Source organism: Afifella sp. H1R (assembly GCF_021462425.1).
Taxonomy (GTDB): Bacteria; Pseudomonadota; Alphaproteobacteria; order Rhizobiales; family Afifellaceae; genus Afifella; species Afifella aestuarii.
Genome location: NZ_JAKEDY010000002.1, coordinates 758,224 through 780,567, shown reverse-complemented (window position 1 = coordinate 780,567; position 22,344 = coordinate 758,224). Strand labels below are relative to the sequence as shown.

Here is a 22,344-nt window from a genome sequence, read left to right as displayed (position 1 = left end):
GCGCCGGGCGCGCTTTCCGCCCCTTGCGGAGCCAGGTGGGGCGCCTACCTGCGAGGAATGGCGCCGCCTATTCGCCCAACAGATGGACCCGCAGACGTTCGGTGGCGTCGGGTCCGAACCCCGAACTTTGGGGGCTATGCTTGAAACTCAGCGACAACCAGATTGCCGCGGTCCGTGAGACCGTGGGTGCCGAACCCATTCCGGAAGACAACCCGGCTATGGAGCCGCTGAAGCAGAACTTCGGCGACCATACGTTTTACGTCGACAACACCGGCCTTCTCGTCCTGGAACCGGTGAATGATCCGAGCCAGCCCGGCGAGCCGGCGGCGGTGATCCATATCGCCACGTGGACCGACGAGGAACGCAAGCAGCTGCAGCCGATCGAGCCGAAGGCGTCGGGCGCTGTTCTGGATCTGGCCCCGGCCGGTCCTGCGAACGGTGCGGGCGGCAGCGCCGCGTAACGGAAGCTTCGTTGTCGATTGCGGTCGACGCATGCCGGCCGCAGGATTGCATCGCGCCCGGTCTCGCCGGTGAGGAGAGGCCGGGCGCGCGCATGTCCGCCTGACAATTGTCCGCCTAACGCTGCGCCATGTCGGCGCTCGTCCGGTCCGCCATGACCGCGGGCAACTCGATCAGCTGCCTAATGCGCCGCTTCCCAATTGCCGGCAGCGCGCGCATCGACCTGCAGCGGGACCCGGAGCGCCACGGCCGGCTCCGCCGCCTTTTCCATCACCTCGCGGATGACGGGAAGGCTCGCCTCCACCTCTTCTTCCGGCACTTCGAAGATCAATTCGTCATGCACCTGCAGGAGCATGCGCGCGGAAATCTTGGCCTCGGCGAGGGCATCTTCCATGCGGATCATGGCGCGGCGGATGATATCGGCCGCCGATCCCTGGATCGGCGCGTTGATCGCTGCGCGTTCCGCCCCTGACCTGATCGAATGGTTGGAGTGCTTGATGTTCGGGAAATGCGCCCGGCGCCCGAAGAGCGTCTCGACATAGCCCTTGTCGCGCGCCTTCTCCTTCGTCTCCTCCATATAATCGCGGATGCCCGGGAAGCGCTTGAAATAGGTCTTGATGTAGTCGCCCGCCTCCTCGCGGCCGATGCCGAGCTGGGCGGCGAGCCCGAAGGCCGAAATGCCGTAGATGATGCCGAAATTGATCGCCTTGGCGCGGCGGCGGATCATCGGGTCCATGCCTTCAATCGGCGTTGCAAACATCTCCGAGGCCGTCATCGCATGAATGTCGAGCCCGTCCTCGAAGGCGCGGCGGAGCGCCGGGATTTCCGCGATATGGGCGAGAATCCGAAGTTCGATCTGCGAATAATCGGCCGAGACGAGGCGGGTGCCTTCCTCCGCTACGAAGGCGGTGCGGATTTCGCGTCCCTCCTCGGTGCGGACAGGAATGTTCTGCAGATTCGGCTCGGAAGAGGAGAGGCGGCCCGTCGTCGTGGAGGCGAGGGAATAAGACGTGTGCACCCGCCCGCGTGTGTCGAGATAGGAGGGGATGGCGTCGGTATAGGTGCCCTTGAGCTTGGTGAGCTGGCGCCAGGCGACGATCTTCATCGGCAGGGGATGGCCCTCGGCTGCGAGATCCTCCAGCACCTTGACGTCCGTCGACCATTGCCCGCCCTTGGTCTTGCGGCCGCCCGGCAGGCCGAGCTTGCCGAAGAGAACCTCCCCGAGCTGCTTTGGCGAGCCGATATTGAAGCTCTCGCCCGCCATCTCGACGATCTCCGCCTCGAGCCCTGCCGCTTTCTGGGTAAAGCGTCCGGAAAGGCGCGAGAGGATGTCTCGATCGACCTTGATGCCGCGCTCTTCCATGCGGGCGAGTACCGGCAGAAGCGGCCGTTCCAGCCGCTCGTAGACATTGGTGAGCCCTTCGGCAGCAAGGCGCGGCTTCAAGACCAGCCAAAGCCGCAGTGTGACGTCGGCGTCCTCGGCGGCATAAGAGGTGGCGCGGTCGATCGGCGCGAAGTCGAAGGTGACCTTGTCGCGACCCGTGCCGCAGACGTCCTTATAGGCGATCGGCTTGTGGCCGAGATGGCGCTCCGAGAGAATGTCCATGCCGTGCTGCTGGCCGAAACCGGCATCGAGCGCGTAGGAAATCAGCATCGTGTCGTCGTAACTTGCGATCTCGATGCCGCGGGCTTTGAGGAGCAGCCAGTCGTATTTGAGGTTCTGACCGATCTTGAGGATCGTCGGGTCTTCCAGGAGCGGCTTCAGGAGTTCGAGAGCCCTGGCTTCCCCGATCTGCGTATAGTCACTATCGCTTGGATCGGAAAAAGAGAGAGAGTCGGCACCGCCCTCCGCCCCGGCTTCACGGGCCTTTCCCGTCTCCGCACCCCCGCCAAACAGGTCGGAATGGGGGGCAGCATCGGGGCGGCGGTGTCCGAGAGGCACGTAACACGCCTCACCCGGTGCCACGGCGAGCGAGACGCCGCACAGCGTCGCCTGCAAGGGATTGAGGCTCGTCGTCTCCGTATCGAAGGCAAGACGCCCCGCCGCATAGGCACGTTCGATCCAGGCCTCCAGCGCCTCGATCGTGCGCACGCATTCGTAAGAGCTCGGATCGATCTTCGGTTCAGTCGCCGTCTCGGCGCGCTGGCGCACAAGATCGGCCGGGGCCGCCAGGAAGCCGCGTTCGTCGGCGAAGGCGCCGTCGACAGGCGCTGCGACACTGTCCGTACCGTCCCCCTTCGTCTCGGCAAGGTCCGGGCCGTGCGCGGCGGGGCCTGCGCCCCACCCCGCGATCTCGAGTGTCGGCGCTGAGATCGCCGCCGCATCGGCCTCCATCTTTTCGGCGATGCGGCGTGTCAGCGTGTTGAACTCCATCGCCTTGCAGAAACCGATCGCTTTCGCCGCATCGAGGCTTTCTACGGCGAGATCGCCGAGCGGCACCTCGAGCGGCACGCTCGTGGAGAGTTCGACGAGCTTTTTGGAGATGCGCGCCTGCTCGGCAAATTCGATGAGGTTCTCGCGGCGCTTGTTCTGCTTGATCTCCGATGCGCGAGAGAGAAGCGTTTCGAGATCCCCGTAATCGTGCAGGAGCTGCGCGGCGGTCTTCGGCCCGATGCCCGGCACCCCCGGCACATTGTCGGTCGGATCGCCGGTCAGCGCCTGCAGATCGATCATCTTGTCGGGGAAGACGCCGAATTTCTGCATGACGAATTCGGCATCGATCAGCTGGTCGCGCATCGTGTCGAACATGATGACGGAGGGCCCGATCAGCTGCATCAGATCCTTGTCGGAGGAGATGATGGTCGTGCGCGCCCCGGCCTCACAGGCGAGCTTCGCATAGGTGGCGATGAGGTCGTCCGCCTCCCATCCCTGCTGTTCGACACAGGCGAGGTTGAAGGCACGCGTGGCGTCGCGGATCAGGCTGAACTGCGGAACGAGATCCTCCGGCGGTTCGGGCCGATGCGCCTTGTACGCGGGGTAGATGTCGTTGCGGAACGTCTTCGCCGAATAATCGAAGATGACGGCAAAATGAGTGGGTTCGTCGCCCTTTTCCGGCGTCGGCCCCTCCTGCAGGAGCTTCCAGATCATGTTGCAGAAGCCGGAGACGGCGCCGACGGGCAGGCCGTCGGATTTGCGTGTCAAAGGCGGCAGCGCATGGAAGGCGCGGAAGATGAAGGCCGAGCCGTCGACGAGGACGAGATGATCGCCGGATGTCATGCCGGCGCCGGAGGCGGATTTTTCGGAGGAGCTCATGGCGCGGAGATTTGACTGCCGCGCCTCCGATTTCAAGCAGAACCGATCCGGCCCAGGCGGCATCCCCTGCGAAGAGGAGATTTACTCCGCCGGGGCGATCGCCGCCTTCTGCCCGGGCTCGCGGCGCCAGGGCTGGTCGATCCGGGCCCAGGCGGGCCGCACGAACAGGAAGGTGCCCCAGCCGGTGCGTCGGGTGAATTCATACAAGATGACCGGGCCGATGACGCCCGCCGCGGTGACGAGAAGCGAGATCGTGCCGATATCGGTGATGAGGCCGAGCTTCAAAAGGACGGTGCGGGTCACCACCATCGGCAGGAAGAAGGCGAGATAGACGACGATCGAATTGGCGCCGAGATAGGTGAGGGGACGCGAAACGAGCGTCTTCGCCAGCAAGACGGAGAAGGTGCAGACCGCGACCGCCCCCGCGAAACCGAGGCCGAGCGAAACGACGGGAAGCTTCGAGATGCCGCCGAAAACACAGGCCGCGTTGAGGACGCCCCAGGCCGCGAGATAGCCGACACCGAAAAGGAGATGTCGGTCGGCCCGATCCGCAAAACGGAAGATCGCATCGGCGAGGATGAAGCCCGTGTAGAAATAGACGAAGCGCGAGGCGAATTCGTCGATCAGCATCGAGCCGGTGTCGATATGCGCGATTTCAAGCCCGGCCGCCACCAGCCAGACGAGCCAGGCCGGCACGCGGCCATGAACGAGGCGCGTCACGGCAAAAAAGATCGCCAGATGGTAGATGAACCAGAGCGTGCCGAAAGGCTCTACGAAGCTCTTCAGGTAGAACAGCAAAGCGCCGTCCCAGCCATAATCCGAGGCGAATTCGGGCGCCTTCAGAACGAACTGGATTGTGAGCCAGAGCACGTAAAAATAGGCGAAATGCAGGATCTTGCGGTCGACATAGAGGCGCAAGGGCGCGGTGATGCGGGCGGACAGAAAAAGCCCTGCAATCATGAAGAAGTCGGGCATCCGGAAGGGGCGGGCGAATTCGACGACGTAATTCATCCAGCCGTTGGCGCCGACCGCCTTCTCCACCCCCAGCGTCGAATGCATCATCACCACCATGATGATGCAAAACCCCTTGGCGACGTCGACCCATGCGACGCGCGTTCGTGCTGAGGTGGTCGCTGTGCCGGCCGCATCCATGGCGCGATCCTTCTTTCGGAAGAAACCCCGTCTACTATGCGAAGCTTGCTCCGCGGCGTCGCGACATATTCTAAAAGACAGTTAAAATTGCAGGGATTGTTGCCGGAAGGCTGCTCCGTCGGGTCGGGCGGGCTGCATGCCGCAATCTTCGGCTATCAGAAACCGCCGGCGCCGGAGAAGGAACGGGGGGCTTCGTCGATCAGACGGGCGCCCGAGCCGGTGACCTCGTAGACGGCGAGCTGGCGCTGATTGGTGCCGTCCGATTTGAGCCGGAAGACGCCATCGACACCGTTGAAGCCGTTCGCATTGGTGAGAAGGCTCGCGGCGAACGCGTCGTCGGGATTCTGCCGCACCAGCCCGGCCGCCAGAACCGTGGCATCGTAGGCAAGCGTCGCGTTGCGCGGCGGCTCCGAGCCATAGGCCGCCCGGTAGCGTGCGGCGAACCCGTCGAAGGTGCGCCGCGTCGGCGCCGGAAACCAGCCCCCGGCGAGCGCGCCATTGTTGAGGACGGCCGGATCGTTCCACTGGCCGCTGCCAAGAAGCTTGATATTGCTGCCGGCGGAGCCGAGCGCCTGCGAGATGAGGGCTGGCGCCTGACCGGCGTCGGGAATGAAAAGCGCATCGATGCGCGAGGAAATGGCCGCGATATCGGCCGTCTTCGCCCGGATATCGGTGTCGTTGAGGTCGTAATGCTCGATCGCGACGACCCGTCCGCCCGCATTGGCGACCGCCTGGCGGAAGGCCGCGTCGACGACGGTGCCATAGGCGTTGTTGGGCAGGAGCGCGGCGAAGGATTCCCGCCCTTCGCTCGCCGCATAGGAGACGATGCGTTCAGCATCGGAGCCCGGCAGGAAGCTCAGGAGATAAACGCCCGGGCCGGCAACTGCGGTGTCGGACGAGAAGGCCACCATCGGCGCATTGGCGCGGCGCGCCACGGGTGCTGCGGCGCTGACCGATGAGGCGAAAAGCGGTCCGAGAACGATCTTGGTTCCTTCCGAGACGGCCTTTTCGGCGGCCGCCTGCGCGCCTGCCGGCGTGCCGCCGGTGTCATAGACGATGAGGGAGATCGGCACGTTGGGAAAGTCGCTCATCGCCATCTCGGCGGAATTGCGGAAGGCCCGCGCGGCGGTGCCGGCATTGCCCGTCGCCGTCAGCGGCAAAAGCATGGCGACCCGCGTGGTGCCGCTGCCGATGACCTCTCCGGTCGGCGCGGCAGGCCCCTGATTGACCGGCAGGTTGCCGCCGCCGTTCCCCGACATCGAGGTGCATCCCGCCAGAAACAGGAAAACGAGAGCTGTCGCGAACCAGCCGAAAAGGCCATTCGGCATCGAAAAATTTCGCCTGAACACGTCGTCTCTCCCGCCCGGAATGGTTGCCAGGCCCCCTTTTGGATCCTAGGCATTCGTCATAAGCGGCGCGTGGCGCCGTCTCAAGGGCAGCCGCAGAGAATGGCCGGAGACAGAGATAGAATTTTCGTCATGCGGGGCCACGAACTGACGGCGCCGCATCTCGAGCCGGGCCTCTATGTCACGGCAACGCCGATCGGTCATCTCGGCGACATCACCATTCGCGCGCTGGAGGTTCTGGCCGCGGCCGATGTGATCGCGGCGGAAGACACCCGGGTCACCCGCAAACTTCTGTCGCGCTACGGCATCACCAGCCGCCTCACCGCCTATCACGAACATTCCCATCCCGATGTCGACGACCGCCTCGTGAAGCTGATGGCGGAGGGCGAGGCCGTGGCGCTCGTCACGGATGCCGGCACGCCGGTCGTCTCCGATCCCGGCACGCGGCTCGTCGCGCGTGCGGTCGCCGAAGGTGTTGCCGTCCATCCGATCCCCGGCGCCTCGAGCCTCACCGCGGCCTTGAGCGTTGCCGGGATTTCGGCCGAGGCGACGCTCTTTCTGGGTTTTCTGCCGGCGAAGGAGAAAGCCCGGCGCGACGCGCTTCGGCGGCTCGCCGATCTTCCCTTCGCCCTCGTTCTTCTGGAAGCGCCGCATCGGCTCCAGGCCTTCGCCCGCGACGCAAACGAGATCCTCGGAGATCGGCCCGTCTGTCTGTGCCGGGAGATGACGAAGCTGCACGAGACGTTCCTGCGTGGTTCGCTCGCCGATCTTGCCGACGCGGCGGGCGAACAGGACAAAGGCGAGATTGTCGTCGTGATCGGGCCCCCAGCCCCCAGGGAGGCGGGTGAAGGCTTCGATGAGGCCGATCTGGACCGCATGCTCGCCGAGCGTCTCGGCACGATGGGGGTCAAGGATGCCGCCCGCGAGGTTGCGGAGGAAACCGGCCTGCCGCGGCGCGCGCTCTATCAGCGTGCGCTGTCGCTCGGCAAGGAGTGAGAGACGGGGGGCACTGAATGAGCGAGAAGCGGCGCCGGGCCTACCGACAGGGCCATATGGCCGAGATGGCGGCGGCGCTCTTCCTCATGATGAAGGGGTATAGGATCCTCGCACGCCGCTACCGGACGCCACTTGGCGAGATCGATCTCATTGCCCGTCGCGGCCGCACCGTCGCCTTCGTCGAGGTGAAGCTTCGCGGTGAAAGAGCAGCGGCAGACTGGGCGCTTACCCCACGCAGCGAAAGGCGCATCGGCGCCGCCGCAAGCGTTTGGACCTCGCGGCATCCCGCCGCCATGCAATTCACGCAGCGCTTCGATCTCGTTCTCGTTTCGCCTTTTCGTTTGCCTCGGCATCTTGCGGACGCCTTTCGCCCTCCCAATTGAATGCCTCCGGCCACTCGATTGCATCGGGCCACTTGATTGCATCGGGAATGAAGCGCGGCTAACGCAGAAGCCAGAAGAACGGAGAGACCAATGGCCCTTTCAGTCGCAGTGCAGATGGATCCGATCGCTCAGATCGATATTCGCGGCGATACTACCTTCGCGCTGATGCTGGAGGCGCAAAAGCGCGGCCACAGCCTCTTCTATTACGAGCCGCGGCACCTTTCGATGGAAGCCGGCCGCGTCTTTGCCCGCATGCGGGCGGTGAGCGTTGCCGACGAGGTCGGCCGCCATTACGAGCTCGACGAGGCGGATCAGCAGCTCGGGCTCGAAGATTTCGATGTCGTCCTGATGCGTCAGGATCCGCCCTTCGACATGGCTTATATCTCGGCGACGCATCTCTTGGAGCGCGTTCACCCGAAGACCCTCGTCGTCAACGATCCGGCCCATGTGCGCAACGCGCCGGAAAAACTCTTCGTCACCGAATTTTCCGATCTGATGCCCGAGACGTTGATCTCCCGCGACATCGCAGCGATCCGCGCCTTCCGCGAAAAGCACCGCGACATCATCTTGAAGCCGCTCTACGGCAATGGTGGTGCCGCCGTTTTCCGCATCAGCGAGGGGGACGAAAACCTGTCCTCGCTGATCGAACTTTTCGAAACGACCTTCCGCGAGCCCTTCGTCGTGCAGCGCTATCTGCCGGAGATCCGCAAGGGCGACAAACGCATCATCATCGTCGACGGCGAGCCCGCCGGTGCGATCAACCGGATCCCGGCGGTGGGTGATGCGCGCTCGAACATGCATGTCGGCGGCAAGGCTGTCGCCGCCGATCTCACCGACCGCGACCGCGAAATCTGCGCGCGCATTGGCCCGGAACTCAAGGCGCGCGGCTTCATTCTCGTCGGCATCGACGTGATCGGCGACGTGATGACGGAGATCAACGTCACCTCGCCGACAGGCATCCGCGAGTTGCAGCGTTTTTCGGATATCGATGCGGCTGCGATGGTGTGGGACGCGATCGAACAGCGCTGCGTGGGCTGACGGGCGGGGCAGAACCCCCGCCCTCAAGCCTGGCTCAGTCGAGAAGCGAGACGGCCGACGGCATCACCTCGCCGGCGACGAAGCCGTGAATGCGGGCGACGAAATCGTCGACCTTGCGCAACACCTTGCGTTCTTGCGACGCGTCGGTGCGCAGGAAGAACGGGCAATAATTGGTCGTGCCGAAATCGTCGATGAGGACGAGCCGGCGGATTTGGCCGTCGATGTCTTCCTGGACGAGAACATTGCACAACATGATTTTTCGCGTCGGCACGCGATAGGTGACGAGATGGTCGCAAAACGTCTCAACGGCCGCCTGACATTCCGGCGAATAGCCGTGGATCGTCAGATAGCTTTCGAGCGTGCGTGAGATCTCGCCGTCGCCGTCGCGAATGAGCTCCACCGAGAGCCCCATCCCGAGGCTTGTCCGTAGGAAGCCGAACTGCCGCGCAACATGCGCGAAGGCTGCCTCGCCGCGGACCTGGCCGAGGCGGCGCAGAATGTGCTCGTCCTGACGGTTGTCGTCGAAGCGCACGAGCGGTCGCAGACGCTTCCACGCGGCCTTTGACCGGCGCTGGTCGGCCAGCGTGTAATCCGGTCGCCGCACCTTGATCCCGCGATCTTTGCGTGAGGGATCGACAAAGCAGAGCCGTCGACCTCCGCGCGCAAACGGGATCGCCCGGCTGAGATTGACGATGCCCGCCTCGGACCGCCGGTCCGCTTGCGCGTGCATCGTTTCCGGTCCGGCGACGAACGCCCAAACCGGCGCAAAAAACGCCCTTAGGCGCGCCGAAGCGCGCCTCTTTTCAATCGAATCGCAGACCATGTGCCCCGGCCGCCTGTTCGCACCCGCAGCGTCGATCCGCCGCGAATGTTATGTATTTGTCATAAAGTCCGCGGGCGTGACGGTTTCAAGGACTGGGGGCCCGGAAACGCAAAAAAGTGACTGATGCGTTTCATATTGTTTCTCTTGCGCAACAGGTGCGCCTCTCGGATCGTGTTCCTTTTTCGTTCTTGTCATCCTCCAAAAGCTGAGTCATTCTGCAATCAGAACGGGGGTGGGGACGATGGTTTCTCGCGTTACGACAGTGGCTTTTCGCGGGGTCGAGGCGATCCCCGTCGATGTCCAGGTGCTGATCGCGCCGGGGCGCACGCTCTTCAACATTGTCGGCCTGCCCGACAAGGCGGTGGCGGAAAGTCGAGAACGTGTGCAGGCGGCGATTCATGCGTCGGGTCTCGCGCTTCCGGCCAAGCGCATCACCGTCAATCTCGCCCCGGCAGACCTTCCGAAAGAAGGCAGCCATTATGATCTGCCGATCGCGCTTGCCCTGATGGCGGCGATGGGCGCCATTCCGGGCGATGCCGTCAGCGATCATGTGGTGCTTGGGGAACTCGGCCTCGACGGTCGCATCGAAGCGGTGGCGGGTGTGCTGCCGGCCGCCATCAGTGCCAATGCGCTGAAGAAGGGGCTCATCTGCCCCGCCACCTGCGGCGGGGAGGCTGCGTGGGCCGGTGAAGAACTCGCCATTCTGGCGCCGAAGAGCCTGATTGCGCTCGCCAATCACATCGCCGGCAGTCAGGTCCTGTCCCAGCCCAAGCCCGCACTTCGCGCCGCGAGCGAGGCCCTTCCCGATCTCTCAGAGATCCGCGGTCAGGAGAGCGCCAAACGGGCGTTGGAGATTGCCGCAGCCGGTGGCCACAACATGCTGATGATCGGCCCTCCGGGGGCCGGCAAATCGATGCTGGCGAGCCGGCTGCCTTCGATCTTGCCGCCGCTTGCGCCGCGCGAACTCCTCGACGTGTCGATGATCTCCTCGATCGCGGGGACACTTGCCGGCGGGCGGCTGTCGAGCCAGCGACCCTATCGGGCGCCACACCATTCGGCCTCCATGGCGGCGATGGTCGGCGGCGGCATCAATGCGCGTCCGGGCGAGGTGTCGCTTGCCCATCACGGCGTGCTCTTCCTCGATGAATTGCCGGAATTCACGCCGGCCGTGCTGGATTCGCTGCGCCAGCCGCTCGAAACCGGCGAAGCCGTCATCGCGCGCGCCAATCACCGGGTCACCTACCCGGCTGAGTTTCAATTGATTGCGGCGATGAACCCGTGTCGCTGCGGTATGGCGGGCGAGCCCGGGCATACCTGCCGGCGCGGCGCCCGTTGTGCGGCCGATTATCAGGCCCGGCTCTCAGGGCCTTTGATCGACCGCATCGATCTTCGCATCGAGGTGCCGGCACTCTCCGCCATCGATCTGATCGGGCCGGCCGAGGCGGAGCCGAGTGCGGCCGTGCGCGAGCGTGTGGCGGCGGCGCGTGCGATGCAGGCGGAGCGCTACATGTCCCGCGGCCTGCCGGGCCTGCGCATCAATGCGCGCGCCGGCAGTCGCGTGGTGGAAGATGTCGCAGCTCCGGACGAGGCCGGTGCCCGTCTCATTCGCGATGCCGCGGAAGCGATGGGCTTATCGGCGCGCGGCTACCACCGCGTCCTCAAGGTCGCGCGCACGCTCGCCGACCTCGACCAGGAGGAAAAGGTGCGCCGCATCCATGTGGCGGAGGCCTTGAGCTACCGCCAGAGCGCGTCTCTGCTTGCCGCGGCCGCATGAGGCGCGCATCCGCGGAAAAGCCGCGGAAACCAAAGGCCGAGTGATGCCGAAAAGGGGCGCTCGAGCCTCTTCCCGCGATCATCCGCAGGGGGGATGAGCGGCGCCATGCGTCCTCGCCCGAGCGTGATCGCCCGTGTGGCACGTCCGCGAAAAACGGCCGGTCAGGCGGCTTTCTGCACTCGTTGGTGTCGAAGAGCCCGGCCGTTTGCGTCGAAGAGCTGCAAATCTTCGGCATTGGCAGCAAGACGCACGCTTTCGCCGCGCTCGACCGCCACTTCGCCGGCAAGTTTCGCCACCACGGGATCGTCTTGGCGGCCGATATCGACGTAGACGAGCGTGACCTCGCCCAGAAGCTCCACCAGCGTCACCTCGCCTTCGATCAATGTGGCCTCGCCGGCTTCCGCGAGGCGGAGGCTTTCCGGTCGGACACCGAGATGACCAGGGCCTTGTGGGATGGCGATCCCCTCGGAGCGTGGGAGAGTGAGGTCTCTGCCGCCTTCGGGTGCGACCCGCAGCCCGTCCTGCGTGGTGCTGAAGGTGGCAGCTAGAATGTTCATGGCGGGCGAGCCGATGAACTTCGCCACGAACAAATTGTCTGGCCGGTGGTAGAGCTCCAACGGCGTGCCGACCTGCTCGACCCGGCCTTTGTTCAACACGACGATGCGGTCGGCGAGCGTCATCGCCTCCACCTGGTCGTGGGTCACGTAGATCATGGTCGTGTCGGGCATCTTCTCGTGCAAACGGGCGATCTCGATGCGCGTCTGCACGCGCAGCGCCGCATCGAGGTTCGATAAGGGCTCGTCGAAGAGAAAGACCGCCGGGTCCCGGGTGATCGCGCGCCCGATCGCCACGCGCTGGCGCTGGCCCCCGGAAAGCTCCTTCGGCAGCCGGTCGAGATAGGGCTCGATCTGGAGAATGCGCGCCGCCTCGCGAACCCGCTTGTCCACCGCATCGCGCCCGGCCCCTTTGTCGAGGCGGAGCCCGAAGGCCATGTTGTCGTACACGCTCATATGCGGATAGAGCGCGTAGGATTGGAACACCATGGCGATGCCGCGCTCCTTCGGAGTGCGGTCGTTGACGATCTCTCCGCCGATTTCGAGCGTGCCGCGCGTGATGTCTTCAAGCCCGGCGATCACGCGCAAAAGCGTGGATTTGCCGCAACCGGATGGGCCGACGAAGACGACGAATTCCCCATCCTCGATATCGAGGTTGATGCCCTCGAGCACTTTGACCTTGCCGAAGGCCTTATCGACGCCGCTAAGCCTGACATTTGCCATCGAAGCTCCTCCCATTTGACGACCGATCGCCGTTCAGCGAAGGCGCCGCCGGCCCTTCGCTTCAAGCAATTGTCTGGGAAACGCCCGATGGGGCGAGAGGCTGCAGCTCCGTCCGGCGCAAAGCTCTCTTAGGCCGCTACGCCTGAGGAATTGCGACCTGGCTTTCGTCTCAGGCGTCTGTCCGGCGACGCACCCGCACCACGACCTCGACGGCGGTGATTTCCATGCCTTCGGGGGGCTCGGGAACGTGCGTCAGGCTCACTGGACCATCGATATCGATAAGGGAATTGTCCCCTTCGACGAAGAAATGGTGGTGGTCGGACACGTTCGTGTCGAAATAGGTCCGCGCCCCATCGACTGCGACTTCTCGCAGCAGCCCGGCTTCGGTGAACTGATGCAGGGTGTTGTAGATCGTCGCAAGCGAGACCGGCACCCGCATCAGTTGCGCTTCCTCGTGCAGAAGCTCTGCGGAAATATGCCGATCACCCTTCTTGAACAGCAAGCCGGCCAGGGCCACACGCTGTCTCGTCGGCCGCAGACCGGCACGACGCAGCCAACGGGTCAGCTGCTCAGGCGAATTGTGGTTGTGTATAGCCGTCATGTCAGCTCGCTCTCGGCAGTCAAAGAGTTTATAGGACGCTGCCTTTAGCCCTATATGCGAATTTGTATCGTTCTGACAACTCTGACGCTGTGTCGCTGTTGCCGCGCGGCTCGGTTTCGCTACGCGGCGCGGTATGTTAGGTAGCGGGTTGTCGTTAAGGAACCCAAATGACCCGCCTCACAGAAAGACCAATGCAATGAATGAGCGGCGCAGCCATTTCGAGTATGAGGACCTTCTTGCCTGCGGGCGGGGAGAGCTTTTCGGGGAGGGCAATGCGCAATTGCCGCTGCCGCCGATGCTGATGTTCGACCGTATTTCGGAGATTGCTGACGAAGGTGGCGAATACGGCAAGGGGCGGATCCGTGCCGAGATGGAGGTCCGTCCCGACCTCTGGTTCTTTCCCTGCCATTTCCATGGCGATCCGGTGATGCCGGGCTGCCTGGGTCTCGATGCCCTGTGGCAGCTTCTCGGCTTCTTCCTCGGCTGGCTCGGTGCCCCGGGCAAGGGCCGCGCGCTCTCCGTCGGAGAAGTGAAATTCTCCGGTATGGTTCTTCCGACCGTCAAACGACTGGAGTACGGAATAGAGCTGAAGCGCATCCTGCGCTCCAAACTCACGCTCGGCATCGCCGATGGCTGGCTGAAGGCCGACGGAGAAGTCATTTACCGCGCAAAAGATCTGAAGGTCGGGCTGTTCACAGCGAATCAGGCTGTCGCCACCGCGTAAGGCGCGCCAGGACCGGACTATCAAAGGGAGAAGGTGATGCGACGGGTCGTCGTCACCGGTATGGGGATCGTATCCTCGATCGGCAACAATACGCAGGAGGTTCTCACCAGCCTGCGGGAAGCGCGCTCGGGGATCGTGTTCGCGCCGTCTTATGCCGAGCATGGCCTGCGCAGTCAGGTGCACGGCGCGCCGACGCTCGATGCCAGCACGGTCGTGGACCGACGCGCCATGCGTTTTCACGGCGGCGGCACGGCCTGGAACCACGTCGCGATGGAACAGGCGATCGCAGATTCGGGCCTCGAGAAGGACGACATCTCCAACGAGCGCACCGGCATCATCATGGGCTCTGGTGGGCCCTCGACCCGTGCCATCATCGAGGCGGCCGACAAGACCCGTGAGGCAGGTTCCTCGCGAAAGGTCGGCCCCTTCGCCGTGCCGAAAGCCATGTCGTCGACCGCTTCGGCGACGCTTGCGACCTGGTTCAAGATCAAGGGCGTCAATTATTCGATCTCCTCGGCCTGCGCCACGTCCAACCATTGCATCGGCAATGCCTGCGAGCAGATTCAGTTCGGCAAGCAGGATGTGATGTTCGCCGGCGGCTGCGAGGAGCTCGATTGGACCCTGTCGGTGCTGTTTGACGGCATGGGCGCGCTGTCCACGAAGTACAACGATCGTCCAGCCATTGCCTCGCGGGCTTACGACAGAAACCGAGACGGGTTCGTCATCAGCGCCGGCGCGGGCGTCCTCGTGCTCGAGGAGCTGGAGCACGCCAAGGCGCGCGGCGCCAAGATTTATGCCGAGATCGTCGGCTATGGCGCCACCTCCGATGGTGTCGATATGGTCGCGCCGAGCGGCGAGGGGGCGATCCGCTGCATGCGCATGGCGCTGCAGAACGTCGGCGAAAAGATCGACTACATCAATCCGCACGCGACCTCGACGCCGGTCGGTGACCTCAAGGAGATCGAGGCGATCCGCGAGGTGTTCGGCTCCGGCGATGCATGCCCGCCGATTGCGGCGACGAAGTCGCTCACCGGCCATTCGCAAGGCGCCACGGGTGTTCAGGAATCGATCTACACGCTTCTCATGATGCAAAACGGTTTCATCTGCGAGAGCGCTCACATCGAGGAGATGGATCCCGCCTTCGCCGACATGCCGATTCTGCGCGAGCGGCGCGACGGCGTGGAGATCAACACAGCCTTGTCGAATTCCTTCGGCTTTGGCGGCACCAACGCCACTTTGGTGTTTCAACGGCTCGGTTCCTGATGTCTCAAATGAAAGGCCTGATGGAAGGCAAGCGCGGCCTCGTCATGGGTGTCGCCAATGATCATTCGATTGCCTGGGGCATCGCCAAGGCGGTCGCCGAACATGGCGGCGAGCTCGCTTTCACCTATCAGGGCGAACAGTTTGGCCGACGCGTGAAGCCGCTGGCCGAAAGTGTCGGCTCGACCCGCGTCTATCCTTGCGATGTCGAGGACGACGCCTCCATGGACGACGTATTCGCAAAGATCGCCGACGATTGGGGACAGCTCGACTTCCTCGTCCACGCTATCGCGTTTTCCAACCGGGCCGAGTTGAAGGGCCGTTTCGTCGATACCTCGCGCGAGAATTTCGTGCGCACGATGGTGATCTCGTGTTTCTCCTTCACTGACATCATGCGCCGCGCGGCGCCCTTGATGTCGCCGGGAGCGTCCGCGCTCACCCTGACCTATGCGGGCTCCACGCGCGTCATGCCGAATTACAATGTCATGGGCGTCGCCAAGGCCGGGCTCGAGGCTTCGGTGCGCTATCTGGCGAGCGATTTCGGCACGGCTGGCATTCGCGTGAACGCGATTTCTGCGGGTCCGGTGCGCACCCTCGCCGGTTCGGGCGTCTCCGATGCGCGGCTCATGTTCAACTATCAGCGGGCCAATTCGCCGCTGCGCCGGGCCGTGACGATCTCCGATGTGGGCGGTGCCGGCCTTTATCTGTTGAGCGATCTTTCGGCGGCGGTCACGGGCGAAATCCATTTCGTCGATTCCGGTTACAGCACCGTCTCCATGCCGCGGCTGGAGATGCTGAAGCGGGAAGAAGATATCATCGACGAGGAAGCGGCTTCCGAATAGGCCGCTTTCGGACGTCGAGGCTTGGTCGGCTTGCCATTTCGCCGCGCCGATATCCCCGTTTCCCACGGCCTCTCGCAACCCCCATTTACGCTTCTCTAAGCGCGGTGACCTAGCTTCCCGACGATCGGATGGCGATGGCCATCGCAGCGATGGGGAGTAAGGATGCGTCTGATCGGCAAGAGGCTCGTCTCTCCGCTTCTTGCGGTCCTCATCGCCGTCAGTGTGGTCGTCGGCATTTTCCTTGTCGGCCATTACCAGATCCGCTCGGTTCTGAAGAACGAGGCCGCGCTCGTCGCCACGGCCTGGTACGAGAGTGCCCGCCACGGTCGAAGCGGCCTGGAGGGACTTCTCGACGGGCGTTCCGAAGCGCTCAACGCGCCGCTTCTGCGCTCCTTCGCCATCGATACCCTGGCCGTCGACGATCCGCAGACGGGCGTCGTGACGGTGGTCGGCGATGAAGGCCGGTCCGAAAAGGAGCTTCGGCCGATCCTGAAGACGGAGGGGAGCCAGCTCGGAAACCAGCAGCGTTCGGTCCACGCCGTCGACGAATCCCTATTTCTTTCGCCGCATTTCGCGACCTGGGTCGTTTTCCCGGTCACTCCCGAGGGACGCCAGGTCGCCGTCCGCTTCGACCAGACATTTGAGGCGTCGCAGCTCCTGACGACGTTCAACAGGCAACTCGTCTATCTGACGGGCATCGCGGTTGTGACGTTCTTCTCTTTCATGGCGGGCTACACCTATCGCACGCAGCAAATGCAGCGTGAGAAACGGGATCTCGTCTACATCGCGATGCACGACGAGCTGACAGGGCTCGGCAACCGGAAGAAGTTCGAACAAAGCCTCGGAGAGATGCTTGGAACGGCCTCCGAAAAGACCCACAAGATCGGCCTCCTGATCCTCGATCTCGACGGCTTCAAGAGCATCAACGATACACTTGGTCATCCGGTCGGCGACAATCTCTTGCGTGCGACGGCGGAGCGCTTGAAGAACTCCCTGCGCGACGAAGATCTGCTCTGCCGTCTCTCGGGTGACGAATTCGCGGTCATTGTCCCTGTTGTCCACGACAACCATGCTCTGCCCGCGCTCGCCGATCGCATGATCCGGCTGATCGAGCAGCCGTTTCGGATCGAAGGCCACGAGATCACCATCGGTTGCTCGATCGGCATCACCGTCGGGCCGGACAACGGCGACACCGCCAAGACACTGATTCGAAACGCCGATTTCGCCCTCTACCGGGCCAAGGCGGGGGGACGACAGACCTGGCGCTTCTTCGATCCGAAGATGGCAGAGGACCAGCGCTCGCGTGAAACTCTGGAAGACGGCCTGCGCTATGCCATCCAGAACGACCTCTTCACGCTCCTCTATCAGCCGCAATACGATCTGAAGAGCGGTGAGGTCGTCTGCTATGAGGCGCTTCTGCGCTGGAAGCTCACCAATCAGAATCTCGTTCCGACATCGATGTTCCTGTCGGTTGCCGAGGAGACGGGCCTGATCATTCCGATGGGCGAATGGGTGATCCGCCAGGTCGCCCGCGATTGCCGTGCCCTGCCGGCCGGCGTTCGGGTGGCGGTCAATCTTTCGGCCGCGCAGCTGCAGCGCGACGGCACGGAGACCTACATCGCCGAAGCCTTGGCGAATTCCGACATCCCCCCCGACCGTATCGAAATCGAGGTCAACGAGAGCATTCTCGGACGCGGAGAAGAGGCGGCGTTTTCGCGGCTTGAACGGCTGCGCGAAGCCGGCGTCTCCCTCGTCCTCGACAATTTCGGTGTCGGAACCTCGAGCCTCGGTCTTCTGTCTCGCTATCCCTTTGACAAGATCAAGCTCGACCGAACGTTTCTGTCGCGCATCTCCGACCCGCAAAAGGCCCGCGCCGTCGTGTCAGCGGTATGCCGCCTCGGCCAGTCGCTCGGCATGGCGGTCGTCGGCGAGGGCGTGGAAAACGAGGCGCATCGCGATCTGCTCCGCGAAAGCGGCTGCAACCTCGCCCAGGGCTATTTCTATGGCGCGCCCGTCAGCGTCGAAGAGGTCATCGGGCAAGAGGCGCTGGCGACCGCCGCGCGCAGCCGCGCCGCAAAAGCGACAGCGGAGGGTGAAGGCGATGGGGCGGCCACTCCCCCGCCTGGCCCGACACGTGGGGGCGGGCGCAACATTCGGCTCGTTGCGAACGGCTGAGAATATCGGAGTTGCTGCGAGGAGGGCCCAGCAAACACCCGCCTCAGAAAGTGAAAGACCCGAAAAAGAAAAGGGCGCCTCGTGGGCGCCCTTTCCTGTTTTTGTCTGCCAGTTCGCTTACGCGGCTTCCGGCTCGATCGGCTCACCCGTCTCCTGGTCCACGACCTTCATGGAGAGGCGCACCTTGCCGCGCTCGTCGAAGCCCATGAGCTTCACATAGACCTCGTCGCCTTCCTTGACGACATCGGTCACCTTGGCGGGGCGGCCGTTGTTGAGCTGGGAAATGTGCACCAGCCCGTCCTTGGAGCCGAAGAAGTTCACGAAGGCGCCGAAATCGACGGTCTTCACCACGGTGCCGCGATAGATCGCGCCCACTTCCGGATCGTCCGTGATGGAGCGGATCCACTTGATGGCCGCGCGGATCGATTCCCCGTTCGGCGAGGCCACCTTGACCGTTCCGTCGTCGGAAATGTCGACCTTGGCGCCCGTCTTCTCGACGATCTCGCGGATGACCTTGCCGCCGGAACCGATGACTTCGCGGATCTTGTCGACCGGGATCTTCAGTGTCTCGATGCGCGGCGCATATTCGCCGAGCTCCGGACGGGCCTGCGTCAGCGCCTTCGACATCTCGCCGAGGATGTGCATGCGGCCGTCTTTCGCCTGGTCGAGCGCGACCTGCATGATCTCTTCGGTGATGCCCTGGATCTTGATGTCCATCTGCAAGGACGTGACGCCGCTGGTCGTGCCGGCGACTTTGAAGTCCATGTCGCCGAGATGGTCCTCGTCACCGAGGATGTCGGTGAGGACGGCGAACTTCTCGTCTTCCTTGATGAGACCCATGGCGATGCCCGCGACCGGGTTCTTCAGGGGCACACCGGCATCCATCAGAGCAAGCGACGTGCCGCAGACGGTCGCCATCGACGACGAGCCGTTCGATTCCGTGATCTCGGAGACGACGCGGAACGTGTACGGAAACTCGTGCGCCGGCGGCAGCATCGGGTGGATGGCGCGCCAGGCGAGCTTGCCGTGGCCGATCTCGCGGCGGCCCGGCGAGCCGATACGGCCCGTCTCGCCGACGGAGAACGGCGGGAAGTTGTAGTGCAGCATGAAGGCTTCCTTGTAGGTGCCTTCGAGGCTGTCGATCATCTGCTCGTCTTCGCCGGTACCGAGGGTGGCGACCACGAGGGCCTGCGTCTCGCCGCGGGTGAAGAGGGCCGAGCCATGCGTGCGCGGCAGAATACCGACTTCGGCCACGATCGGCCGGACCGTCTTCAGGTCACGACCGTCGATGCGCGCACCTTCGTCGAGAATGCGACCGCGGACGATCTCGCTTTCGAGCTTCTTGAAGATGTCGCCGACGACCTGCTTCGATGGGGCGTCCGGATTGGTTTCGTCCGTCAGCGCCTCGACGGCCTTCGCCTTGGCGGTGTCGACGGCGCCCTTGCGCTCGGCCTTGTCGGCGATGAGATAGGCCGACTTCAGATCCTCCGCGACGATGTCGCGGACCTGGGCGAGAAGGGCGCTCCGGTCTTCGACCTCATGGGCACGCGGCGCCTTGGCGGAACGCTCCGCAAGCTTGATGATGGCGTCGATGACGGGCTGGAAGCCCTTGTGACCGAACATCACCGCGCCGAGCATGACGTCTTCGGGAAGCTCGTCCGCCTCCGATTCCACCATCAGGACGGCATCGCCGGTGCCGGCGACGACGAGATCGAGGCGCGATTCCTTCACCTCGTCCACGGTCGGGTTGAGAACGTAGCTGCCGTTGATGTAGCCGACCCGGGCACCACCGATCGGGCCCATGAAGGGAACACCCGAAAGGGTGAGGGCCGCGGAAGCCGCGACCATGGCGACGATATCGGGATCGTTTTCAAGGTCGTGCGACAGGACGGTCGCGATCACCTGGGTGTCGTTCTTGTAGCCCGGTGCGAAAAGCGGACGGATCGGCCGGTCGATGAGGCGCGAGGTCAGCGTCTCTTTTTCGGTCGGACGTCCCTCACGCTTGAAGAAGCCGCCCGGGATCCGACCTGCCGCGTAGTACTTTTCCTGGTAATTGACGGTCAGCGGAAAGAAGTCGAAGCCGGGCTTCGGTTCCTTTTCGGAGACGACGGTGGCGAGGACGGTGGTCTCGCCGTAAGTGGCGACGACGGCGCCGTCCGCCTGACGGGCGACCTTGCCCGTCTCGAGCCGGAGCGGACGCCCGGCCCAGTCGATTTCAACTGTCTGGTGATCGAACATGGGTGTTCTGCCTTTCGTATGGAGGCGAGAAGGACCATGCGCAAGATGGCGGGAAGGTCTTCGCTCCGGTCCCGGCAGCGAGACCATCCAGCGATCCTGCCATGGCCGTTCCAGCCTTGAACATCAAAAGGCAGCGGCGGCCTTTGCCGTCCGCTGCCTGTATTAGGCGCCTAGCGGCGCAGCCCGAGACGGGAAATGAGCGCCTGATAACGCTCCGCGTCTTTGCGCTTCAGGTAATCAAGGAGCCGACGCCTCTGCGAGACGAGCTTCAAAAGGCCGCGCCGGGAATGGTTGTCCTTGGCGTGCGATTTGAAATGCTCCGTCAGGTTGGCGATGCGCTCAGAGAGGATCGCGACCTGCACTTCCGGCGAGCCGGTATCGCCCGACTTCGTGGCGTATTCGTTGATCAGTTCCTGCTTGCGATCGGGTGTGATCGACATCTCGTATCCTTTCGTGGTGATGCCATCAGCCGGGATGTCGTCCAGCCAAGGCCTTATAAGAAACGCCGCCCAGCGACCCGAAGGGCAGGCGGCGCCAGCGCTCATATAAGCGAGAATGCGGCATTTTTCCAGCTTTAAGCCGCTGCCGCGGGTACTACGGCGCGTTAAAGCTTGAAAACGCGCCGAGGATTCATTTCGCCGCCGGCAATATCGACGAGCGCGACAAGGCGACCTTCCGAAACCGTATAGGCGCTGCCGCCGATCGGGGCGTCGGCACCGCGCAGGAAAGCCGCCTGGCCGTTCCTGAGCCGCATCGCGGCCTGATTGTCGATCCGGATCGAGGGAATATCGGTGAGCCCCGCTTCGACCGGTCGCAACAAGGCGCCCGGCGTCTCTGCGTTCGCCTCGAGCTCCGAATAGGGCACCATGTCGTCTTCACCGAATGGCCCGACGACGAGCCGGCGAAGGGCGGAGACATGCGCGACCGTGCCGAGCTCTTCGGCCATGTCGCGCGCCAATGCCCTGACATAGGTCCCCTTGCCGCATTCGGCGTGGAAGATTGCGTGATCGGCATCGGGACAATCGACGAGATCCAGCCGGTGCACGACGATCTCCCGCGGTTCGAGCTCGACCGTCTCCCCGTCGCGGGCGAGATCATAGGCGCGTTCACCCGCAATCTTGACGGCCGAGTAGCGCGGCGGCACTTGCGACAGCGTGCCGGTGAAATCGGGAATGAGGGCGCGGATGTCGTCTTCACTGGGTCGCACGTCCGAGCGCTCCACGACCGGGCCTTCGCGATCGTCGGTTTCCGTCTTCTCGCCCCAGCGCACGGTGAATTCGTAGACTTTGCGCCCATCCATGACGAAGGCGACGGTTTTCGTCGCCTCGCCGAGGGCGATCGGCAGACAGCCGGAGGCCAGGGGATCAAGGGTCCCCGCATGGCCGGCCTTCTTTGCGTCGAAAGCCCGTTTCACTTTGGCGACGGCTTCCGTGGAGGTCATGCCGACGGGTTTGTCGAGGACGAGCCAGCCGTCAACGTCGCGGCCTTTGTTGCGCCGACGGGACATGTCTAGCGGCCTTCCTCTTCATCGTCGTCGTGGAGATCTTTCTGCACTTCCGGCGAGCGCAGCAATTCGTCGATGCGCGCATCGTCCTCGAAGCGCGTGTCGAGGCGGAATTTGAGATCCGGCATGGCGCGCATCTGGCGCAGCGCAGGTGTGATCCGCCCGCGCAGGAAACGTGCATTGCGGTTGAGCGCGGCAACGACGCCGTCGCCGTCCTCGATGCCGAGGGGATGGACGAGCGCGGTCGCATGTTTGAGATCCGCCGACATTCTGACTTCGGCGATCGTGACGATGACGCCATCGAGGGCCGGGTCGTTGCTTTCGCCGCGCTGCAGGACTTCGGCAAGTGCATGGCGGACGAGCTCGCCCACCCGCAGCTGACGCTGCGAGGGGCCGGCAGAATGAGAACTTTCAAAACGGGACATAGTCGTTCAAGGCAACGGCATTGATGAGTGAATGTCGGCCGCGGCAGGGTCGCGCATCCCGACAACGATAGAAC

The 22,344-nt window shown here is 63.8% G+C and carries 19 protein-coding genes; 9 read left to right on the top strand and 10 right to left on the bottom strand.

Translation table 11 applies throughout. From position 1 onward, the window contains the following. Positions 1 to 140: 140 nt before the first annotated feature. The gene (locus L0F51_RS15170) at positions 141 to 461 is read left to right on the top strand and encodes a hypothetical protein (RefSeq protein ID WP_234630003.1); all 321 of its coding nucleotides are present in this window, start codon (positions 141 to 143) and stop codon (positions 459 to 461) included. A 179-nt stretch (positions 462 to 640) separates the two neighbouring features. Here the strand turns inward: L0F51_RS15170 and polA are convergent, their stop codons facing one another. The 3 genes from polA to L0F51_RS15155 form a co-directional block, all read right to left on the bottom strand. Further along, on the bottom strand, positions 641 to 3,676 hold the full coding sequence (polA, locus tag L0F51_RS15165; protein WP_234630379.1) for a DNA polymerase I: 3,036 nt from the start codon (positions 3,674 to 3,676) through the stop codon (positions 641 to 643). Positions 3,677 to 3,793: 117 nt separating this feature from the next. Continuing rightward, positions 3,794 to 4,864, bottom strand: a complete 1,071-nt coding sequence (locus L0F51_RS15160) for an acyltransferase family protein (RefSeq protein WP_234630002.1) — start codon at positions 4,862 to 4,864, stop codon at positions 3,794 to 3,796. Positions 4,865 to 5,019: 155 nt separating this feature from the next. Then, a complete protein-coding gene (locus L0F51_RS15155; protein ID WP_234630001.1) occupies positions 5,020 to 6,192 on the bottom strand; it encodes a penicillin-binding protein activator in 1,173 nt (390 codons plus the stop codon). Between the two features lie 150 nt (positions 6,193 to 6,342). Here L0F51_RS15155 and rsmI point away from each other — a divergent pair, with 150 nt between their 5' ends. The 3 genes from rsmI to gshB all read left to right on the top strand — a co-directional run bounded on the left by rsmI (position 6,343) and on the right by gshB (position 8,627). Next, a complete protein-coding gene (rsmI, locus tag L0F51_RS15150; protein ID WP_234630000.1) occupies positions 6,343 to 7,206 on the top strand; it encodes a 16S rRNA (cytidine(1402)-2'-O)-methyltransferase in 864 nt (287 codons plus the stop codon). 17 nt (positions 7,207 to 7,223) lie between these two features. Next, positions 7,224 to 7,589: a YraN family protein gene (locus tag L0F51_RS15145; RefSeq protein WP_234629999.1), complete on the top strand. Its 366-nt coding sequence runs from the start codon at positions 7,224 to 7,226 to the stop codon at positions 7,587 to 7,589. 90 nt (positions 7,590 to 7,679) lie between these two features. Further along, positions 7,680 to 8,627, top strand: coding sequence for a glutathione synthase (gene gshB, locus L0F51_RS15140; protein WP_234629998.1), 948 nt, complete (start codon positions 7,680 to 7,682; stop codon positions 8,625 to 8,627). 34 nt (positions 8,628 to 8,661) lie between these two features. Here gshB and L0F51_RS15135 read toward each other — a convergent pair whose 3' ends face one another. Further along, positions 8,662 to 9,357 carry a YrbL family protein gene (locus L0F51_RS15135; RefSeq protein WP_234629997.1) on the bottom strand — a complete coding sequence of 232 codons (696 nt, stop codon included), beginning with the start codon at positions 9,355 to 9,357 and terminating at the stop codon, positions 8,662 to 8,664. Positions 9,358 to 9,691: 334 nt separating this feature from the next. Here L0F51_RS15135 and L0F51_RS15130 point away from each other — a divergent pair, with 334 nt between their 5' ends. Then, on the top strand, positions 9,692 to 11,224 hold the full coding sequence (locus L0F51_RS15130) for a YifB family Mg chelatase-like AAA ATPase (RefSeq protein ID WP_234629996.1): 1,533 nt from the start codon (positions 9,692 to 9,694) through the stop codon (positions 11,222 to 11,224). A 161-nt stretch (positions 11,225 to 11,385) separates the two neighbouring features. Here the strand turns inward: L0F51_RS15130 and L0F51_RS15125 are convergent, their stop codons facing one another. Together L0F51_RS15125 and irrA are read right to left on the bottom strand one after the other, a co-directional pair. Then, positions 11,386 to 12,501, bottom strand: a complete 1,116-nt coding sequence (locus tag L0F51_RS15125; RefSeq protein WP_234629995.1) for an ABC transporter ATP-binding protein — start codon at positions 12,499 to 12,501, stop codon at positions 11,386 to 11,388. A gap of 169 nt (positions 12,502 to 12,670) precedes the next feature. Continuing rightward, entirely contained in the window at positions 12,671 to 13,102 is a 432-nt protein-coding gene (irrA, locus tag L0F51_RS15120) for an iron response transcriptional regulator IrrA (protein WP_234629994.1), read from the bottom strand. A gap of 196 nt (positions 13,103 to 13,298) precedes the next feature. On the opposite strand from irrA, the gene fabA reads away from it, so the two are divergent. From fabA to L0F51_RS15100, 4 genes are all read left to right on the top strand, one after another. After that, positions 13,299 to 13,826 (top strand): 3-hydroxyacyl-[acyl-carrier-protein] dehydratase FabA, encoded by a 528-nt coding sequence (gene fabA / locus L0F51_RS15115; protein ID WP_128290424.1) that lies wholly within the window; start codon positions 13,299 to 13,301, stop codon positions 13,824 to 13,826. A gap of 36 nt (positions 13,827 to 13,862) precedes the next feature. Next, on the top strand, positions 13,863 to 15,089 hold the full coding sequence (fabB, locus tag L0F51_RS15110; RefSeq protein WP_234629993.1) for a beta-ketoacyl-ACP synthase I: 1,227 nt from the start codon (positions 13,863 to 13,865) through the stop codon (positions 15,087 to 15,089). 8 nt (positions 15,090 to 15,097) lie between these two features. Beyond that, positions 15,098 to 15,928: an enoyl-ACP reductase FabI gene (fabI, locus tag L0F51_RS15105; protein ID WP_234630378.1), complete on the top strand. Its 831-nt coding sequence runs from the start codon at positions 15,098 to 15,100 to the stop codon at positions 15,926 to 15,928. 162 nt (positions 15,929 to 16,090) lie between these two features. Continuing rightward, positions 16,091 to 18,103: a bifunctional diguanylate cyclase/phosphodiesterase gene (locus L0F51_RS15100; protein WP_234629992.1), complete on the top strand. Its 2,013-nt coding sequence runs from the start codon at positions 16,091 to 16,093 to the stop codon at positions 18,101 to 18,103. Between the two features lie 117 nt (positions 18,104 to 18,220). Here L0F51_RS15100 and pnp read toward each other — a convergent pair whose 3' ends face one another. From pnp to rbfA, 4 genes are all read right to left on the bottom strand, one after another. Further along, the gene (gene pnp / locus L0F51_RS15095) at positions 18,221 to 20,341 is read right to left on the bottom strand and encodes a polyribonucleotide nucleotidyltransferase (RefSeq protein WP_234629991.1); all 2,121 of its coding nucleotides are present in this window, start codon (positions 20,339 to 20,341) and stop codon (positions 18,221 to 18,223) included. 170 nt (positions 20,342 to 20,511) lie between these two features. After that, complete coding sequence (gene rpsO / locus L0F51_RS15090; RefSeq protein ID WP_092812128.1) at positions 20,512 to 20,781, bottom strand: 30S ribosomal protein S15; 270 nt, start codon at positions 20,779 to 20,781, stop codon at positions 20,512 to 20,514. 164 nt (positions 20,782 to 20,945) lie between these two features. Beyond that, complete coding sequence (gene truB / locus L0F51_RS15085) at positions 20,946 to 21,848, bottom strand: tRNA pseudouridine(55) synthase TruB (protein WP_234629990.1); 903 nt, start codon at positions 21,846 to 21,848, stop codon at positions 20,946 to 20,948. 2 nt (positions 21,849 to 21,850) lie between these two features. Then, a complete protein-coding gene (gene rbfA / locus L0F51_RS15080; RefSeq protein WP_234629989.1) occupies positions 21,851 to 22,270 on the bottom strand; it encodes a 30S ribosome-binding factor RbfA in 420 nt (139 codons plus the stop codon). Between the last annotated feature and the right edge of the window lie 74 nt (positions 22,271 to 22,344).

Bases quoted from the DNA above. Each gene is read 5' to 3' on its own strand.
- polA (WP_234630379.1), bottom strand. From the start codon at position 3,676: ATGACATCCGGCGATCATCTCGTCCTCGTCGACGGCTCGGCCTTCATC.
- L0F51_RS15160 (WP_234630002.1), bottom strand. From the start codon at position 4,864: ATGGATGCGGCCGGCACAGCGACCACCTCAGCACGAACGCGCGTCGCA.
- L0F51_RS15155 (WP_234630001.1), bottom strand. From the start codon at position 6,192: ATGCCGAATGGCCTTTTCGGCTGGTTCGCGACAGCTCTCGTTTTCCTG.
- rsmI (WP_234630000.1), top strand. From the start codon at position 6,343: ATGCGGGGCCACGAACTGACGGCGCCGCATCTCGAGCCGGGCCTCTAT.
- L0F51_RS15145 (WP_234629999.1), top strand. From the start codon at position 7,224: ATGAGCGAGAAGCGGCGCCGGGCCTACCGACAGGGCCATATGGCCGAG.
- gshB (WP_234629998.1), top strand. From the start codon at position 7,680: ATGGCCCTTTCAGTCGCAGTGCAGATGGATCCGATCGCTCAGATCGAT.
- L0F51_RS15135 (WP_234629997.1), bottom strand. From the start codon at position 9,357: ATGCACGCGCAAGCGGACCGGCGGTCCGAGGCGGGCATCGTCAATCTC.
- L0F51_RS15130 (WP_234629996.1), top strand. From the start codon at position 9,692: ATGGTTTCTCGCGTTACGACAGTGGCTTTTCGCGGGGTCGAGGCGATC.
- L0F51_RS15125 (WP_234629995.1), bottom strand. From the start codon at position 12,501: ATGGCAAATGTCAGGCTTAGCGGCGTCGATAAGGCCTTCGGCAAGGTC.
- irrA (WP_234629994.1), bottom strand. From the start codon at position 13,102: ATGACGGCTATACACAACCACAATTCGCCTGAGCAGCTGACCCGTTGG.
- fabA (WP_128290424.1), top strand. From the start codon at position 13,299: ATGAATGAGCGGCGCAGCCATTTCGAGTATGAGGACCTTCTTGCCTGC.
- fabB (WP_234629993.1), top strand. From the start codon at position 13,863: ATGCGACGGGTCGTCGTCACCGGTATGGGGATCGTATCCTCGATCGGC.
- fabI (WP_234630378.1), top strand. From the start codon at position 15,098: ATGAAAGGCCTGATGGAAGGCAAGCGCGGCCTCGTCATGGGTGTCGCC.
- L0F51_RS15100 (WP_234629992.1), top strand. From the start codon at position 16,091: ATGCGTCTGATCGGCAAGAGGCTCGTCTCTCCGCTTCTTGCGGTCCTC.
- pnp (WP_234629991.1), bottom strand. From the start codon at position 20,341: ATGTTCGATCACCAGACAGTTGAAATCGACTGGGCCGGGCGTCCGCTC.
- rpsO (WP_092812128.1), bottom strand. From the start codon at position 20,781: ATGTCGATCACACCCGATCGCAAGCAGGAACTGATCAACGAATACGCC.
- truB (WP_234629990.1), bottom strand. From the start codon at position 21,848: ATGTCCCGTCGGCGCAACAAAGGCCGCGACGTTGACGGCTGGCTCGTC.
- rbfA (WP_234629989.1), bottom strand. From the start codon at position 22,270: ATGTCCCGTTTTGAAAGTTCTCATTCTGCCGGCCCCTCGCAGCGTCAG.